Below are 17,109 nucleotides of genomic sequence, written 5' to 3' on the forward strand. Positions count from 1 at the left end.
GCCGACCCGCGCGGAACAGATCACAAAGGGGCATAGCGCTTCCCACTTTTCCCCACGGGTTCAGTGATCGGCAGTGGTGGAGTGGTCCGCGGTGTGGAACGCCTGCCGCCGCGGCGGTGTAGATCAGGGAGGAAGCTCCACCGCGGCGAGCCAGGGGCGGCATTGGACGACGGGTACCGGGACGGGGAGTCGGATGGGGAGTTGGTGGCGCGCTCCTGTTCGGGGGACATGGGTGCCTTCGAGGTGCTGGTCCGCCGGAACCACTCCGCGGCGCACCGGATGGCGCTGCTGTCCGGCGCGGGCTCCGATGCCGAGGACGTGGTCCAGGACGCGTTCGTGCGGGTCTTCGACGGGCTGGCCGGGTTCCGGCTGGACGCGGCTTTCCGCCCCTGGCTGCTGCAAACCGTGGTGAACCTGGCGCGCGACCTGCACCGGTCCCGCGCCCGGCGGCTCCGGCTCCAGGACCGGGTGGCCCTGCTCGGTGAGCACCGCGGGGAAGCCGATCACCGTCGGGAGGCCGATCCGCAGCGGGTGGCACTGCTCGCGGACCGCGACCGGGCGCTGTGGTCGGCGCTCTGGGCGCTCCCGGAGAAGGACCGGCAGGTGCTCGGGTGTCGCTTCCTGTTGGAGTTGTCCGAGCGGGAGACCGCCGAGGTGCTCGGCTGGCCCCTGGGGTCGGTGAAGTCGAGGACCTCGCGCGCGCTCACCCGGTTGCGCGAGCTGATCGCTCCCGAGCCCGCCGAGTCCGCCGAGATATCCGAGGTGTCGAGGTGAGCGAGGTGTCGAGCGCGCGGGGCCCGGGCCAAGTGGCCGGACTGGTCGAACTCGGGCGTGCGCTGGACCGGCCACCGTCGGGCGCCGAGGTGGACGCCATCCTCGGCCTGGTGGCCCGGCGCGTCGCCGAGGCGCCGCGACCGGTGCCTGCCCCGGTGTCCCGGCTCCGACGAGGTGTGCTCGTGGTCTCGGTGGCCGCAACCGTTCTCGCCGTCAGCGTCCAGGTCACCCGGCTGGCGAACCCGCGGGTGAGCGCGCCCGCCCCCACCGGGGTCGAGGTGGCCGGGGTGCCGCAGCGGGGGCAGTGCGCCGGGTGGGCGGCCATGGCGCCCGCGACCGCGACCGAGGTCGCCGACCGCACCGGGTGGACGCCGCCGTCGGCGTCGGCACTGGGCGAGCCGCACGGGCTGTTCCTACGTGTGACGCGGTCAGCCGAGAGCGCGGCGATGGCGACCTACCAGTTCCGCGGGAAGCTGATCAGCGTCGAGTGGTACCCGGCGAACGTGGTCGTCGACCTGCACCCGCCCGGGGTGCCCCCGGCCGACAACGTGCTCGTCGGACGACGTCCCGGGCACCTCTTGCGCGAAGCGGACGGCCGCTTCTACCGGGTGTCGTCTCACGTGCTCGACCAGCCGGGTGGCGAACCGGTAGACGAGGTGGTGGTCTTCTGCACCGGCAGCAGGCTGGTGTGGACCACCGACGACGGTGTCTCCTACGCGATGTCCGGTCCGGTGTCCGATGAGGACCTGGTGCGGCTGGCCGGATCGCTGCCCTGATCAGGCCGGGCACACCATCCACTTGCCTGACTCCTCGACCAGCGGGTACGTGCGGCGCTCGGTGCTGGTGGTCACCGAGTCGGTCGCCAGGACCGTGAGGGTGGGCGGGTCGGTGGTCTCGTCGACGCCCTCGAGGGTCAGCCGGGTCTGGCCGCGCAGGAAGATGAACGCCGCCCGGCCGCGGTCCTTCTCGCACGTCACCTGCTGGACCGCGCTCGCGTCGGCGACGTTGACCGCGTCGACGAACCGGCGGGCCGTGGTGGTCGCGTCCGGGGTGGAGCTGCTGAAGATCAGCACGCCGCCGACGGTCAACGCGGCCACCACCACGACCACGCCGCCGATCAGCAGCAGCCGCTGCCTGCTCGGCGCGCGGACCGCCGGGCGCGGGCGCACCGCGGGGCGCGGACCGGACGACGTCGCGGTCGGGCGGGGGCGGGCCGGGACCGGGTCGCCGGACCAGGTGGCCTCCGGCGGCGGGACCCGGCGCTCGTTGAACTCGCGCCCCTCGTGCCGGACCAGGGTGGTCCACGCCTGCCCGTCCCAGTAGCGCTTCTCCACCCGGCGCTCGGGATCGGGCTGCCAGCCGGGGGCCAGCACCTTCTCGACCTTGGTGGCCAGTGGCTGCGGGAGGTCCGGGCGCGAGCGCAGCCGCACCAGCAGACCCCACACCGCGGCGCGCTCGTGCTCGTCGCGCAGGCGCAGGCGGAGCTGGCGGAACAGCTCGCGCAGCTCGGAGACCTCCAAGGCCTGCTCGTCGAGGCGCTGGCGCAGCGGTTCCAGGTAGGGCACCGCGGGCTCGGGCGGCATCGGGTCGGGCAGCGCGGGGGCGGCGGGCAGGTTGAGCAGCGCGCCCCGCAGCTTCGGGATCCGGTCGCTGATGTCCGCGCCCGGGGTGAACACCGGCGCGGTGTCGGCCCCCTCGGGCAGCGGGGTGGGCACCGCGGAGACCACCAGCACCGGTCTGCGCAGCGCGCGGGCGTAGCGCAGCGTCGCCAGGCAACCGGGGGAGCGGACGGCGGCCGGGGAGGCCACCAGGATGAACACGTCGCAGCGCTGCACGCGCTGGAGCACGCTCTCCCACCAGCGCGAGCCGACCGGCTCACCCCGGTCGAGCGCGACCTGCCTGCCCAGCTGCGCGAGGTCCGCGCGGAGCCGGGCCGCGGCGTCGCGGTCGGACGGGGCGTGACTGACGAAAACCTGCATGTCTCAACTCCGCAGTCAGCGTCCCGACAACGCACGGCTGATGTCGCACACTCGCCACTCACCGTCCTCCTCGGTGAGCGGGATGCTCAACCTCACTGAGGAGTTCCCCGCAGTGCGTGCGGCGAGAATGGTAAACCGAGGGTCCGCCGACTCCGCGTCGACGCTCTCCAAAGTCACGTTCGCGGTGTCGAAGAACCCGTGGTAGAGGTGGGCCTTCTCGGCCCGGTCCTTGGCGCACACGTAGCGCTGCATCGAGTTCTCGTCGTGGGTGTTGACCGCGTCGACGAAGTTGCGGGCCACCCGGGTGGCCGCGTCCGCGTCCGGTCCGCCCCCCATCAGCAGCAGCCCCGCGGTCACCCCACCGGCGACCACCACCACCGCGGCGGCGGCCAGCAGCGCGAGCCTGCGGGTCCGCGGTCGCCCGCGCTTGAGCTGGTGGGTGTGCTGCGCCGGGGCCGACTTGACCGGCCGCGCCGCGGGTTCGGGGTCGACGACCCTGGGCAGCGGCCCGGTCGAGGGCAGGTGCGCGTGCACCCTCGGCGGCTGGTTGCGGTCGTTGAACTCCCGGCCGTTCTGCCAGACCAGGGTGGTCCAGCTCTGCCCGTCCCAGTAGCGCGCCTCGAAGTTCTCGCGCGGGTCCGGCTGCCACCCGGGCGCCAGGATGTCCTCGACGGTGTCGGCGACCGTCCTGGTCAGCTCCGGCCGCTCGCGCAGGCGCACCAGCAGGTCCCAGACCCCCGCGCGCTCCTCGGCGTCGGCCATCCGGTCGCGCAGCGCGCCGAGCAGCTCGGTCTGGGCCGTCTCGTCCAGTTCGGGCGCGTCGATGCGGGCGAGGTAGGCGTTGAGGTAGGAGGTGGGGATCTCCGGCTCCTCGGGCAGGCGGGCGGGCAGCGCGCGCGCCACCGGCAGGGAGTTGACCGCCTTGCGCAGCGCTATCGCGCTCTCCTCGGTGCGGGTCACGTAGTCGACCGGCGGCGGCAGCCCGGCCGGGATCGACCGGGGCGGCACCGGGCGCACCAGCACGGCCAGGATCGGCCTGCGCAGCGCCTGGGCGTAGTGCAGCTCGGCCAGGCACGCCTTGGAGCGCAGCGAGTCGGGGGAGATGGCGAAGGTGAACACCACGCACCCCCGCACGTGGCTGAGCACGTCGTCCCACCAGTCCTGACCGCCGTGGCTCTCGCGGTCGAACCACACCCGGTTGCCGAACCGCTCGAAGTCCGCGCGCAGCGCGGAGATCGACGCCTGGTCGCGGCGGGCGTAGCTGATGAAGACGTGCATGCGCGGATCTCACGTTCCGTAGTTCTCGGGTTCACGCACGTTATGTGGATGGTCGACCTATCAACAGGGACCTATGGCCCTGGTGCGCCGCTGTCGATCTCGGGGCGTACCGGCAAGATCGCAGGCCGGAGGTATTTCGCCGTAGTGCGGCCGGGTTGCCGCCGATCTTGGGCCGGTGGCCGGCAAACCACCGTTCACCGGTGTGGTTGGTTGCTCTCGGTCACGACGCCCTGTCCGACGGCGAGGTTCGGGCCGGGGCAGGATGGACACCGGCGGGCGGTGCCCGCGGGCGATGACCTACCGTTGAGTAGGTCCAGGTTGGAGGTCAGGTGAGCGAGCAGGCCGACGCGGTCGCTGAGCTGCGCAGGCAGTTCCGGGGTCCGCTGCCCGCCGGGGTCGAGGCACTCGACGCCGAGTCCGCGCGCGACCTCGCCGGCGCGTTGCGCTCGGCGCGCAGGCGGCAGGGCGAGCACCTGGTCGCGGCCACCGACGAGTCGCTGCGCCAGCTGCCCCGGCTGCTGCGACCGTTGGTCCGCAAGGTGATCGGCCTGTGAGCGGCCCGCGCTTCGCGACCGATGGGGTGGGCCGGTGACCGCGCGCGCGGAGATCGCCAAGCTGGCGCGCCTGCTCGGCGACGACCCGGAACGGTTCCACTACCTGCTCGACGTCCCGGAGGCGGACCTGCGCCGGCTTCGCGAACAGGCCACCGACGTGCTCTTCGGCGCCAACCAGGCGCTGTTCGAGCGGATCGGCGCAGCGAGCAAGTTGGTGCCCGCGGCGTTGACCGCCTCGATCGCGCAGCGCTCGTTCGGGGCGCTGCTCAGCGCCCGGGTGGCGGGCGTGCTGGAACCGGCGCGCGCCGTCGACCTGGCGGGGCGGCTGTCGGTGGGCTTCCTGGCCGATGTCGCCGCCGAGCTCGACCCGCGCCGGGTGGCCGGGGTGCTGGCGGTACTGCCGGTGGCCCGGATGCTCGAGGTCGCCCGCGAGCTGGTCCGCCGCGGCGACCACATCACCATGGGGCGCTTCGTCGGCCAGTTGCCGCCCCCCGCGCTGCGCGCGACGGTCGAGACGCTGGCGGCCGAGGACCTCCTCCGGACCGCCGTCTACAGCGAGGTCGCCGACCGCTTCGCCGAGCTGTTCGCCATGGTCGCCGACGACCGGCTCCCCGAGGTCGCCCGGGTCGTGGCCACCGCGCCCGACGACCTGGCGCACGACCTGCTGCCGCTGTTCGCCCGGCTGGACGAGCCCGGGCTCGCGCGAGTGGCCGACGCGGTGGCCGCCCTCCCCGTCGAGCAACGGGCCCGCTTCGCCAAGCACGCCGCCGAGGCAGGTGTCCTGGGTGGACTGGGTCCGCTCTCAGCGGCCTTGAGCGCCTAGGCGCTGTCCGGCACGCGCTATCCGCGCCCGCGCGGCCCCTGACCGCACGGACGGAAAACCCAAGTACGACCAGGTACGAGCGGCTTGCCGCCCGCGCGGCCAGGAACCACGCGGATCACGAATCCGCGCACCAGACCCACCGGACAGCGCCTAGCGAACCGCGAGGAGCCGAATGTCGAGCGCGGTGAGGTAGTCGCGTCCGTACGCGTCGTTCTCCAGGCCGTCCAGGAGCACTGCGGGCAGATCGGCGGCGATCTCCGGGGTGCGCGACGCCGCCGCCAAGGCCACCGTCGCCACGGTGTCGACGTCGCCGGTGAAGGCCACGCACGCGTGCAGGATCGAGCTGAGGCCGCCGCCCGCGGCCAGCGCGGTGATGGCGGCGCGCACGCTCATCACGCCCTTGGACCCGACCTTGCCCCGCCACGGCGTCGCCCAGTCACCGTCCACTTGGGCGCTGATCCACTCGGGCAACCGCGCCACCGGCCCCAGTTGGCGGTCGCAGTAGTGCACCGCCAGCGCGGCGGCCTGGGCCGAGGCGACCCCGTCGGGGGTGTCGTGGGTGATCCGCGCCTGCACGGCCGCGTGGTGCAGCACGTCCGGCACGGTGGGCAGCAGGCCGACCGGTCCCGCGCGCATGGCCGCGCCGCTCTTGTCGCTGTCCGGTCGGATCTTGGCCAGTAGGTCGGCGCCGTCGGAGAGGCCGCGCAGCAGGTCGTAGAACCGGGCCGCGTAGCCCGCGCGCCGGTCCCGGTGGAAGACCTCGACGAACCGGTCGGCGAGCGCTGCCGCGGTCCACGTGCCGCCGTCGGCCAACAGCTCCGCCACGGCCAAGGTCATCTGCGTGTCGTCGGTGTACTGCCCGGGCCGGATGCTCGTGTGCTTGGCGTGCTGGACGTAGCCGCGCAAGGTGTTGTGCCGCAGCACGAACTCGGATGCGGCGTACTCGAACCCGGCCCCGTAGGCGTCCCCGACCGCGAGCTCGACCAGCATCAGGCTGCCGGTTCCCGGACCACCTGCGCGCGCACGGCGCGCAGCACGTGGTGGTCCACGGTGGCCACGTCGGCGGAGAGCCAGGTGCCGATGTCGTGCACGAAGGAGGTCGGGACCATCGCCGACACGTCGAGCCCGGGCGCGTCGTCGGTGGTCAGCACGCCGTCGCGGCTGGGGTAGATCAGCAGCACCCCGCGCACCTGCACCCCGGGGAGGTGCTCGGCGAAGGACGCCACGGCGGCGAACAGGTCGGTGGAGCCGCCGCGGAAGGGGTGGTCGTTGCGCCAGAGCGAGCCGTCGTCGTCGATCTCGTAGTGGCCGGGCAGCCAGACCTTCGACTCCACCAGCACCAACCGGTGCCCGCACAGCACCGCGTGCTCCACGTCGGCGAAGACCGAACCGGGACGGGACAACCCGTGGAAGACCCGCGCGCCCGGCAACCGCGCGAGGTAGTTGACCAGCAGCTCGGCGGTGAGCCGTTCACCCACGGGCTCCTTGTCGGCGACCCCGAACACCGTGCGCTCGCCGAACTCCGCCTGCGCCGCCCGGTGCGCGCGCGCCGCGGCGACGTACGACCGCGCCAACCGCACCGCGACCGCGATCGCCGCGGCCACGAACGCCAGCCACACCACCAGGACCGCGGGCGGCAGCGGTGCCGGGAGCAGCAGCGGGACCAGCGCGATCAGGCCCGCCAGGGCCAACCCGGCCGCGGGCGCGTGCCCCGGCGTGCGCACGTACCCGATCCGCGGCTGGTGCTTGGTGAGGTGCCACCAGGGCAGCGACGTCGGCGGGACGTCGCAGCCGCGCGGGGTGAACGCGGGCTCGTCGCGGAACATCCGCCGCCGGGGGCGGGTCGCCGGTCGGGGCGGCGGCGCGGGTGCCTCGGCCGCGGTGCCCGCGTTGTACTCGGCGCGCCTACGCGCGTCCGACAGCGTCTCGTAGGCCGTCTTCAGCAGCCGGAAAGTGCCCGCGGTGCCGCCCGCGTCCGGGTGCATGACCTTGGCCAGTGCGCGGAACGCCGACTTGACCTCGGCGGCGGTGGCGTCCCGGCGGACGCCGAGCAGCTCGTAGTAGTCGACGTCGTCCATCGGCACCGGACAACGGTAGCGCCACCCATGATCAACTCGGGGATCGACCCAGCAGCACCCCGGCCACCGCGCCGAGGGTGGACCAGTCGGCCTGGCCGTCGGCGAACAGCTCGCGCACCCGCCGCACCACCGGGTGGGTGATCTCCGTCCCGGCGGCGACCGGCCCGCGCCCGCGCACCCGGTCCATCTCGGCGGCGGTGAGCCGCACCGAGAACACCGCCTGCCGGTGCGCCGACATCGTCGCCGCCTGCTGGCGGGGGACGTGCGGCACCAGCCGCGCCGGGCTGATCCGCAGGCCGGTCTCCTCCACGAGCTCCTGGGCCGCCACCTCGACCGGCGCGGCCGTCGAGGGCGCCGAACCGCCGGGCAGCTCCAGCACGAACCCGTCGCCGGTGCGCGCGGGGGAGCGGAACTCCCGCACCAGCAACACCTCGGTGTCCCACGGGTCGTCGGCGGGCAGGTAAGCCAGCACAGATGCGATGTCCGGGCGGGACAGCACGAGCTCGTTGTCCTTCACCCGGTCCTCGGCCGCCACCCACACGGCCACGTGCAGCGCCCAGAACACGATCCGCCCGTCGTAGCGGTGGCTCCACACCTGGCGGGCGTCGCGCAGCTCGTTGCCCGCGGCCACGAGCGCGCGGTACCAGCCGTCGAACGACGGCGTACGCCGAATGCCCAGCGGTACGAACCGCTCCCCACCCGATCTGTCCACACCGGACCCCAGGGCGGACAGTGCCGACTCGACGGTGCCCGCCAGGGTGTCCGAGGTCGGGATCCCGGCGTCGGCGGCGTAACCCCGTTGGTAGCGCACGCTCTCGGCCCCCGGCGGCGTGCCCAGCACGACCCGGCCGCTGTCCTTCCACCGGCCGAACTCGTCGTTGGTGGTCAGCGCGGGCAGGCCGGGACCGCGGGGGATCCAGAACAGCACGACGTCGCACCGGTCGCCCCAGCGCAGCTCCCAGGTGCGCTGGTCGGTGTAGTCCGGCCACACACCGCCCGCCGGTTCCGGCACGAACACCACCAGCGTGCCCGGACCGGTCCAGCGCTCGCCGATCTCGGCCAGGGCGGCCGGGCGCCACGAGGCCACCTCGGCCGACCTCGGCGTCGGCCCGGCCAGGAACAGGCTCGCGTCCCACCGGGCGGGCGGTTCGGTCCCCGCGTGCACCACGATCATCGCCACGGGCGGCAGGCTAACCCGCCGCCCGGCTGGCCCAGCCCGCCGTGTCCTGGTGGTGCCCTAGCTGGTGATGTCCTTGGTGCGGAACCGCCGCGCGGCCAGCAGCCCGAACACCGCCGCGTAGGTGACCGCCGAGAACGCGCCCCTGGTCATGTTCGACCAGTCGATGTCGGTGGAGATCAGGTCCGACCAGGCGAAGCTGAAGTGCGTCGGCAGGTAGTCCCGCAGGCCACCCAGCGCGGTGATCTGGTCGAGGATCTGCGACAGGATCGCCACCAGCACCGTGCCGCCGACCGCGCCGAGCGGCGCGTCGGTGGTGACCGAGAGGAAGATCGCCAGCCCGGCCACCCACAGCAGGTTGACCGAGATGTAGAGGACCGCGAAGAGCATCGCCAGCAGCGAGTCGGAGAACTCGATCGCGTCACCGGTCGGGCTCACCGCCTCGCCCGCGCCGTAGAACACGACCCCCACCACCAGGGCCACGGCGGGCAAGAGCGCCAGGGCGAACAGGGACAGCAGGCCCGAGGTGAGCGCCTTCTGCCGCAACAGCCTCCCGCGCGGTACCGGCATCGCGAGCAGGTACTTCAGGCTCGACCAGGACGCCTCCGAGGCGATCGTGTCGCCGAAGAACAGCGCCACGATCATCGGCAGCAGGAAGCTGCCCGCCGCGAACAGCACGAACACCACGAAGTTCGGCGCGCTCGCGGTCGCCAGGTCGACGAACCCGCCGGACCGGCGGCTGTTGTCGCTGGACCCGAACTCGAAGGCCGCCCACAGGATGAACGGCAGCAGCACCAGGAACCCGAGCAGCAGCTGGGTCCGCCGCCTGCGCAGCTGGCGCACCAGCTCCACCCGCAGCGGCAGCGTGCGCCGCTGGCGGAACCCGGACACCGAGCCGTCGGCGTCGTACCCGGTGTCCTCCCGGTTGGCCGCGAGCTCCATCTCGGCGATGGCCGCCGGGTCGGTGTGCACGGTGCTGACCGACTCGCCCGGCTTGAGCGGCTGACCGGTCACGACGGCTCCCTGCCTCTTGTGCCCGTTCTCGCTCACGCGGAGGGCTCCTCTCCGACGAGTTGGAGGAACGCGTCTTCCAGGCGCCTGCGCGGCCCGGCCTGTTCCACGGCCACACCCGCGCGCACCAGCACGGTGAGCGCCGCCGAGCGCGGCACCCCGTCCAGGTCGGCGTGCACGAGGTCGCCCTCCACGCTCACCGCCCGCACACCGGTCACCCCGTGCAGCGCCTCGGCCGCCGCCACCGGGTCGTCCACCCGGAAGGTCGCCTCGCCGCCACCGGCGACGATGTCGTCCACCGCGCCCTCGGCGACGAGCCTGCCGCGGTGCATGACCACCACGTGGTCGCAGGTCTGCTCGACCTCGGCCAGCAGGTGGCTCGACACCACGACCGTGCGCCCGGTGGCCGCGTAGCGGCGCAGCACCTCGCGCATCTGGTGGATCTGCGGCGGGTCGAGCCCGTTGGTCGGCTCGTCGAGCACCATCAGGTCCGGGAAGCCGAGCATCGCCTGGGCGATCGCCAGCCGCTGCCGCATGCCCTGGCTGTAGGTGCGCACCTTGCGCTCCACGGCCGCGCCCAGCCCGGCGATCTCCAGCGCCTCGTCGAAGTGCGCGCGCTCGCGGGGCCGCCCGGTGGCGTCCCAGTAGAGCTCCAGGTTGGCCCGGCCGGACAGGTGCGGCAGGAAGCCCGCGCCCTCGACGAACGAGCCGATCCGGGACAGCACCGGCGCGCCGGCGCGGATCCGGTGCCCGAACACCCGGATCTGGCCCTCGGTCGGCTGGATGAGGCCCATCAGCATCCGCAGCGTGGTGGTCTTGCCCGCGCCGTTGGGCCCGAGCAGGCCGAGCACCTGGCCGCGCCCGACGCGGAAGGACAGGTCGTTGACCGCCTTGAGCCCGCCCGGGTAGGACTTCGACAGGTTCTCGATCACCAGCGGCACCTCGGCCAGCGCCGGGTCCGCGTCGTCCTGGCGCCTGCGGCGCAGCGCGCCCCAGAGGACCGCCAGGGCCACCAGACCAAGGACCACCGCGATGCCGACCAGCGGCGCCAGCGGCGGCCCGGTGCTCGACCGGGTGCCCGGCACGACCGGCACCGACAGCGGGCTGCCCCCGGCGAGGGAGATCTTGTAGGCCGCCGCCTGGGTGGGCGTCGCGTACGCCTGGTCGGTGGTCGAGACCACCAGCTCCACCCGGTGGTCGGCCTCGATCGGCCGGACGATCCCGGGCAGCGCCACGGTGAGTTCCACCGCGCTGCCGTCGGCCGGGAGCGCGGGAGTGCGCAGCGCGGACACCGCCGACCCGGGCAACGTGCGCACGCCGTCCGGCCCGACGTCGTAGAGCTTGGCGAAGAGCACCGCGCCGTCCGGGGCGGCCCCCTGCGCGCTCGCCACCCGCAGCCGCGCCGTGCTCGCGCCCGCGATGAGCAGCTGACCGGTCATCGTCGGGCTGCTGAACCGCGCGGCCTGGCCGGGCAGGTCGATCGAGATGCGGCCCGCCAGCCGGGCCGAACCGCTGATCACCGAGCCGAGCCCGGGCATGCTGCTGATCGAGGCCGGGTTGCCGCCGGGCGGGTTGACCACCGTCTGCTCACCGCCGGTGAGCGCCAGGGGCCGCCGCTCGGTCGCGGCACCACCGCTGAGACCTGGGTAGGCGCCGGTGCTGACGGTGCGCACCGAAGGCGCGCCCTGGGCCCGCAGCGCCCCCTGCACGGCGTAGGTGAACCCGGCCCGCGTCGCGCCCCGGCGCTCCGGGTCGAGCGTGTCGCGGAACCAGTCGGCGATCTCGCCGCGCAGCTCCGGGCCGGGCTTGCCACCGTCGTGGCCGCCGGTGTACCAGACGACCTTGACCTTTCCGCCCGCCGCGCTGATCTGCCGCGCGTTGGCGTCGGCCTGGTCCAGGCCGAAGAGCGTGTCCTGCTCACCCTGCACGAGCATCGTCGGCTGGGTGATCTTTCCGGTCACCGACGCCGGCGACACCCGGCGCAGCAGGTCCGCGGTCGCCTGGTCGGCGCGCCCGGTGGTGGCCACCTGCGAGTAGGCGCGGCAGACCTCGGCGGTGAACCGGCCGCACGGGTCGCCGCTCGCCTGCGGCCTGCCCCCGCTACCCGCGCCGGAACCGCCCGCGGCTCCGGTGTCCACCGCGGTCCCGCCGGTCGCGCCCGCGCTCGAGTCGTCCTCGGAGCCGGGTTCGGTCGCGTCGCCGGTCGGGTTCGCCAACCCGGCCGCGCCCATGCCCGCGGCGAAGAAGATGCCCGCCCACGACCGCTTGAACACCCCGTCCTGGGCGTACGGGTTGGGCGCCGCCGTGCCGGGCGCCGTGTCACCGGCCGCGGTGCTCGGGGCCGCCGAGTTCGGGATCAGCGCCTGGCCCAGGTCGTTGTAGGTGATCACCGGGGCGAGCGCGTCGACCCGCTTGTCGGTGCCCGCGAGCAGCAGCGACAGCGCGCCGCCGTACGAGCCGCCGGTCACTCCCACCCGGGGGTCGCCGGGTCCGTCGAGGGCGACCTCGGGCCGGGTGGCGAGCCAGTCGACCAGCGCGCGGGCGTCGGCCACCTCGAAGTCCGGGTCGTTCAGCGAGATCTTGCCCTCGCTGCGGCCGAACCCGCGCGCGGACCAGGCCAGTGCCACGAAACCGCGTTGGGCCAGCTCACGGGCGTCGGAGTCGACGCTCTCCTTGCTCCCGCCGAACCCGTGCGCCACCAGCACCGCGGGCGCGGGGGTCCGCTCCGGCAGGTACAGGGTGGTGTCGACCTTGATGGGCTGGTCGCGGCCGGGGCCGCTGAGCAGGTCGAGGAAGGCGTCGGAACTGGTGACCCGGGGCGGCTCGGAACCGCTGTTGAGCCAGGTCAGACCAGCGGCCGCGACGGCCACCACGACCAGCGCGGTGACGACCTGGCGCGGTCGGGGTCTTGGGATCGAGGGCACACCTGGACCGTATTGGAGACTTCCTGAGAGTGCTCCCAGTACCACCGGCAGTACCACCGGCCTGCCCCTGACGGGTGATGTCGGCTACACCGTCGCCGCTGGTCACGACGTGTCCAGGAACTGTCCCCCGCAGGTCAGGACCGCCGGGTGGGCGAGAGTCCGGCCAGGTCCGGACCGGTCCACCGAGGCCCCCGACTGGTGCCCGGCGGCCGGACAGGGAAGAATCGGACAAAGAACATGTCGGAGGGGAGTATTCCTTCGCACCGGTGTCGTCAGCACGGACCCCCGGGTCCCGGGGCCGGTGGCCGAGCGCAGCCCGGCGGAAGAGACCTCCGGTCGTCGGCGCTTGTCCGTACACCGGAGGTCTGATCAATGGTTGTCCCCGCCTGGGTCTGGTTCGCCACGATCGGCGGACTGATCGCGCTGCTCGCGATCGATCTGTTCATCGTGGACCGCAAGCCGCACGAGGTCACCGTCGGCGAGGCGGGCCGCTGGGTGGCCTTCTACATCGGCTGCGCGGTCGTCTTCGGCGGTGCGATCTGGGCGTTCTCCGGCGGGACCTACGCGGGTGAGTTCTTCGCCGGCTACATCACCGAGTACTCGCTCTCGGTCGACAACCTGTTCATCTTCCTGATCATCATGTCCGCGTTCTCGGTGCCCAAGATCCACCAGCACAAGGTGCTGCTGATCGGCATCGTGCTGGCGCTGGTCATGCGCGGGGCGTTCATCGCCGTCGGCGCGGTGGCGATCGCCAAGTTCAGCTGGGTCTTCTACCTGTTCGGCCTCTTCCTCATCTACACCGCCTGGAACCTGTCCCGGCAGGGCCTGGGCGAGGACGAGGAGTACGAGGAGAACGCGCTGACCAGGGTCGCCCGCAAGGTCTTCCCGGTCACCGACACCTACCACGGCGCCAACTCGTTCGTCCGGATCGACGGCAAGCGGTTCGTCACCCCGATGTTCATCGTGATGATCGCGATCGGCACCGCGGACCTGCTGTTCGCTGTGGACTCGATCCCGGCGATCTTCGGCCTGACCAAGGAGCCGTTCCTGGTCTTCTCGGCCAACGCCTTCGCCCTGATGGGGCTGCGCCAGCTCTACTTCCTGCTCGGCGGGCTGCTCAGGAGGCTGGTGTACCTCTCGGTCGGCCTGGCGGTCATCCTGGCCTTCATCGGCGTCAAGCTGATCCTGGAGGCGCTGCACACCAACGCGCTCTCGTTCCTCAACGGCGGTGAGCCCTTCGGCGTCTGGGTGCCCAACATCGTCGTCTCGCTCACCGTGATCGTCGGCGTACTGGCCATCACCACCATCGCCAGCCTGCTCAAGTCCAAGCGGGACGCCGCCGCCGAGGGCCCGTCGGTGGTCGACGAGCCGCTCGAGTCGGGTGAACCGGTCGAGCACGGGCGCTGACCCGTTGCATTAGCCAATGCGCGATCACGCATGGAAAAGCGGGCACCGATAATCGGTGCCCGCTTTTCTGTGGACGAGTGGTAATAATCGACGGTCCTGAGGTTTGCTAAACGTCGGGTACCGTTCGACGCGTGCGCCCAGAGGACATCGAACTGCTGGCGGCGCCCGGCGCGCCCGCCCTCCACGCAGACCTGCTACTGGTCGGTCTCGCCGCTCCCGACCTGGCCGGGAACGCCTACCGCGGCGGCCTGCGCCGGGTCGGTCCGGCCGGTTCCGATGTGGTCGAGTTCACCCGCGGCTACCGCGATTTCGCCCCCGCGATCTCACCCGACGGGAGTCAGGTCGCCTTTCTGCGCTGCGTCGACGCCTCCTCGGCCCCGCGGCTTTTCGTGATCCCGGTGAACGGCGGCGAGGCGCGCGAGGTCGCCGCCCTGCCGCTCGGCGTGGGCGCGCCGGTGTGGGCCCCGGACTCGCGGCGGATCGCTTTCGTGGCGCGGGTTCCCGAGCCGGGCCGCTACGGCACCCGGACGCCGGAGGGCGATGCGCCGGACGCAGCAGCGGAGGAACCGCGCTGGATCACCCGTCTGGAGTACCGGTTCGACGACATCGGCTTCCTGCACGACCGTCCACCCCAGCTGTTCGTCGTGGACAGTGCACAGCCCGGCGCGCAGCCGCGTCAACTGACCGAGGGCCTGGCCGAGCCCGCGGGCCCCGCGTGGACGCCCTCGGGCGAGCACGTCGTGGTGAGCGCCAAGCGCGGCTGGGGCGTCGAGGAGTCGCTCAACACCGACGTCTACGCCGTGCCCGCCGCGGGCGGTGACCCCGTCCTGGTGGTCCGCAGCGAGGGGACGGTCGAGCGCCCGGTCGTGCTCGACGACGGCACCGTGGCCTACCTGGGCGACGCGTTCCCCGGAATCCATTGCGTGGCGCGCAACGTCGGGCTGTGGACCGTCCCGCTGGCACTGGACGGCACCCCCGGCACCCCGCGCAGGCTGACCGACGCCGAGACCGTCGACATCGAGCCCACCTCCGGGCGGCCGGTCCAGACCACCGACGGCCTGCTGGTCGCCGTGCGCAACCGCGGCGCGATCGAGCTGCGCCGGGTGCCGCTGGCGGCCGACGGCGCCACGCTGTCCGAGCTCGCGCTGCTGGCGGGCGCGCAGGGGATGGTCAAGGGCTTCGCCGCCGACGGCGACCGGGTGGTGTGCACGGTGTCCACCTGGGACACCGCGGGCGAGGTCGAGCTGGTCGAGGACGAGACCACCCGGCGGCTCACCGACTTCTCCGCCGAGCTGCGGCCCAGGCTGCGGCCGGTGCACGAGATCAAGGCCACCGCGCCGGACGGCTACGCCACGCACGGCTGGCTGGTGCTGCCCGAGGGCGAGGGCCCGCACCCGGTGCTGCTGTCGGTGCACGGCGGCCCGTTCATGTACTACGGCTGGGGCCTGTTCGACGAGGCGCAGGTCTACGCCGCCGCCGGGTACGCGGTCGTGCTGCCGAACCCGCGCGGCTCGGCGGGCTACGGCGAGTCGCACGGCCGCGCGGTCATCGGCGCGATGGGCACCGTCGACGTCGACGACGTGCTCTCGGTGCTCGACGCGGTGCTCGAGCGCCCGGACGTCGACCCCGCGCGGGTGGGCGTCATGGGCGGTTCCTACGGCGGCTGGATGACCGGCTGGCTGGCCGCCCACCACGGCTCGCGGTTCGTGGCCGCCTGGAGCGAGCGCGCGGTCAACGCCTGGGACTCCTTCGTCGGCACCTCGGACATCGGCTGGTGGTTCGCCGAGAACTACTGCGGTCCCGATCCGGCGGAGTGGTCGGCCAGGAGCCCGCTGACGCACGCGGACAAGATCACCATCCCGTTCGCCGTCGTGCACTCCGAGCACGACTGGCGGTGCCCGGTCGAGCAGGCGCAGCGGATGTACGTCGCCCTGCGCCGCAACGGGACGCCCGCCGAGCTGCTGCTCTTCCCCGGCGAGGGGCACGAGCTGAGCCGGTCGGGGAAGCCACGCCACCGCAAGCAGCGCTTCGACGCTGTGCTGCGGTGGTGGTCGCGGCACCTGTGACACACAGGTGCGGCCCGGGGGCGGCGTAGGACCTCGGGCCGTTCGCAGCCGGTGGGCGAGGGCGTTCGCCCACCGGCTGCGAACCGGGAGGCGCGCCCACCGCGCTCCGCTCGTCGGGTGACATCACCCGCTTGGGTACTGGCATAAAAGACGTGGCCAAGGGGTCGAAGGGCGGTCGTCCACCGGCCTTCGACCCGAGACCTGCAAGCAGCGCCACGCCGTGGAACGTGGCATCGACCGGCTCAAGCGCCACCGGGCGGTGGCCACCCGCCACGACAAGCCCGCTGTGCGCTACGAAGCCACCGTGCGTGTCGCCGCGATCGACGAATGGCTCTGATCGACTTCGACACCGGCCCTAGAGCAGGGTGTAGTTGAGCTCGTCGCAGACCCGGGCGAGCGGGAGGTCCAGACCGGGGTAGTCCAGCGGCAGCAGCACGTCCGGGCTGCGCGGCAGCGCGCCGCTGCCCGGCGGGTCCCACAGGCACACCGCCGGTTCGCCACTGTCCATCGAGGACCGGTACCACACCCCGTCGAGTTCCGGGTGGGCCTGGCGGATCGCCCTGGCCCAGGCCTGGGTGACCGACTTGGTGCCGCTGTTGATCTCCTGCGAGGCGCCCGCCCTGGTCGGCCACAGGCCACCGAGGTCGAGCAGGCGCAGCGTCCGGCGCGGCCGGAAGACCACCAGGTGCGGTTTGCGGGTGGTGCGGTCGACCACCGACGTCTGCTGGAACACCTCGGCGATGCTGGTGCGCACGCTCAGTCCGAAGTAGAGGGTGCCGTGCCCGGGCGCGGTGGCCGGGCCGCCGTCGGCGCCCAGCGGGTGCGGGTCGAACCGGGCGTGCGGCAGCGGTCCGGTGTAGCGGAAGGAGTTCCAGCGCTGCCGGTGCGCGCCCGCGGCCGCGAAGACGCGCACCAGGTGCGTGCCGCCGTGCAGCGCCACCACGTCCTCGTCGGCGCGCAGCAGCGGCTTGAGCTCGTCGGGGGCAGGCGGCTGGGGGAGCCGTGACATGCGGGGTGGGGTCCAGTCGTCGGATCGGG

The 17,109-nt window shown here is 73.2% G+C and carries 14 protein-coding genes; 6 read left to right on the plus strand and 8 right to left on the minus strand.

Annotated features, from left to right (window positions below):
* Window positions 1-228 precede the first annotated feature (228 nt).
* Window positions 229-774, plus strand: coding sequence for an RNA polymerase sigma factor (locus QSK30_RS02245; RefSeq protein ID WP_285499085.1), 546 nt, complete (start codon window positions 229-231; stop codon window positions 772-774).
* Window positions 771-1,550 carry a serine/threonine-protein kinase gene (locus QSK30_RS02250; RefSeq protein WP_285499086.1) on the plus strand — a complete coding sequence of 260 codons (780 nt, stop codon included), beginning with the start codon at window positions 771-773 and terminating at the stop codon, window positions 1,548-1,550. Before QSK30_RS02245 ends, QSK30_RS02250 begins: the two co-directional genes overlap by 4 nt.
* On the opposite strand, the gene QSK30_RS02255 is transcribed toward QSK30_RS02250, so the two are convergent.
* Window positions 1,551-2,753, minus strand: coding sequence for a toll/interleukin-1 receptor domain-containing protein (locus tag QSK30_RS02255; protein ID WP_285499088.1), 1,203 nt, complete (start codon window positions 2,751-2,753; stop codon window positions 1,551-1,553).
* 15 nt (window positions 2,754-2,768) lie between these two features.
* Window positions 2,769-4,031, minus strand: a complete 1,263-nt coding sequence (locus QSK30_RS02260; RefSeq protein ID WP_285499090.1) for a toll/interleukin-1 receptor domain-containing protein — start codon at window positions 4,029-4,031, stop codon at window positions 2,769-2,771.
* A 329-nt stretch (window positions 4,032-4,360) separates the two neighbouring features.
* Between QSK30_RS02260 and QSK30_RS02265 the strand changes: the two genes are divergently transcribed.
* Both QSK30_RS02265 and QSK30_RS02270 read left to right on the plus strand, forming a co-directional pair.
* The gene (locus QSK30_RS02265) at window positions 4,361-4,585 is read left to right on the plus strand and encodes a hypothetical protein (RefSeq protein WP_285499092.1); all 225 of its coding nucleotides are present in this window, start codon (window positions 4,361-4,363) and stop codon (window positions 4,583-4,585) included.
* Window positions 4,586-4,619: 34 nt separating this feature from the next.
* Entirely contained in the window at window positions 4,620-5,408 is a 789-nt protein-coding gene (locus QSK30_RS02270) for a hypothetical protein (protein ID WP_285499094.1), read from the plus strand.
* 150 nt (window positions 5,409-5,558) lie between these two features.
* Here the strand turns inward: QSK30_RS02270 and QSK30_RS02275 are convergent, their stop codons facing one another.
* The 5 genes from QSK30_RS02275 to QSK30_RS02295 all read right to left on the minus strand — a co-directional run bounded on the left by QSK30_RS02275 (window position 5,559) and on the right by QSK30_RS02295 (window position 12,598).
* Window positions 5,559-6,398 (minus strand): ADP-ribosylglycohydrolase family protein, encoded by an 840-nt coding sequence (locus QSK30_RS02275; protein WP_285499096.1) that lies wholly within the window; start codon window positions 6,396-6,398, stop codon window positions 5,559-5,561.
* Entirely contained in the window at window positions 6,398-7,486 is a 1,089-nt protein-coding gene (locus QSK30_RS02280; protein WP_285499358.1) for a J domain-containing protein, read from the minus strand. The genes QSK30_RS02275 and QSK30_RS02280 overlap by 1 nt, the downstream gene beginning before the upstream one ends.
* Before the next feature lie 31 nt (window positions 7,487-7,517).
* Window positions 7,518-8,666, minus strand: coding sequence for a hypothetical protein (locus QSK30_RS02285; RefSeq protein WP_502871779.1), 1,149 nt, complete (start codon window positions 8,664-8,666; stop codon window positions 7,518-7,520).
* Between the two features lie 57 nt (window positions 8,667-8,723).
* Window positions 8,724-9,605, minus strand: coding sequence for an ABC transporter permease (locus QSK30_RS02290; RefSeq protein WP_285499361.1), 882 nt, complete (start codon window positions 9,603-9,605; stop codon window positions 8,724-8,726).
* A gap of 104 nt (window positions 9,606-9,709) precedes the next feature.
* The gene (locus QSK30_RS02295; protein WP_285499097.1) at window positions 9,710-12,598 is read right to left on the minus strand and encodes an alpha/beta fold hydrolase; all 2,889 of its coding nucleotides are present in this window, start codon (window positions 12,596-12,598) and stop codon (window positions 9,710-9,712) included.
* A 372-nt stretch (window positions 12,599-12,970) separates the two neighbouring features.
* On the opposite strand from QSK30_RS02295, the gene QSK30_RS02300 reads away from it, so the two are divergent.
* Window positions 12,971-14,005, plus strand: coding sequence for a TerC family protein (locus QSK30_RS02300; RefSeq protein ID WP_285499098.1), 1,035 nt, complete (start codon window positions 12,971-12,973; stop codon window positions 14,003-14,005).
* 131 nt (window positions 14,006-14,136) lie between these two features.
* Window positions 14,137-16,071, plus strand: a complete 1,935-nt coding sequence (locus QSK30_RS02305) for a S9 family peptidase (RefSeq protein ID WP_285499099.1) — start codon at window positions 14,137-14,139, stop codon at window positions 16,069-16,071.
* A gap of 355 nt (window positions 16,072-16,426) precedes the next feature.
* Here the strand turns inward: QSK30_RS02305 and QSK30_RS02310 are convergent, their stop codons facing one another.
* Window positions 16,427-17,080 carry an RES family NAD+ phosphorylase gene (locus tag QSK30_RS02310; protein ID WP_285499101.1) on the minus strand — a complete coding sequence of 218 codons (654 nt, stop codon included), beginning with the start codon at window positions 17,078-17,080 and terminating at the stop codon, window positions 16,427-16,429.
* Window positions 17,081-17,109 lie beyond the last annotated feature (29 nt).

This window comes from Actinokineospora sp. NBRC 105648 (assembly GCF_030269645.1).
Classification (GTDB): Bacteria; Actinomycetota; Actinomycetes; order Mycobacteriales; family Pseudonocardiaceae; genus Actinokineospora.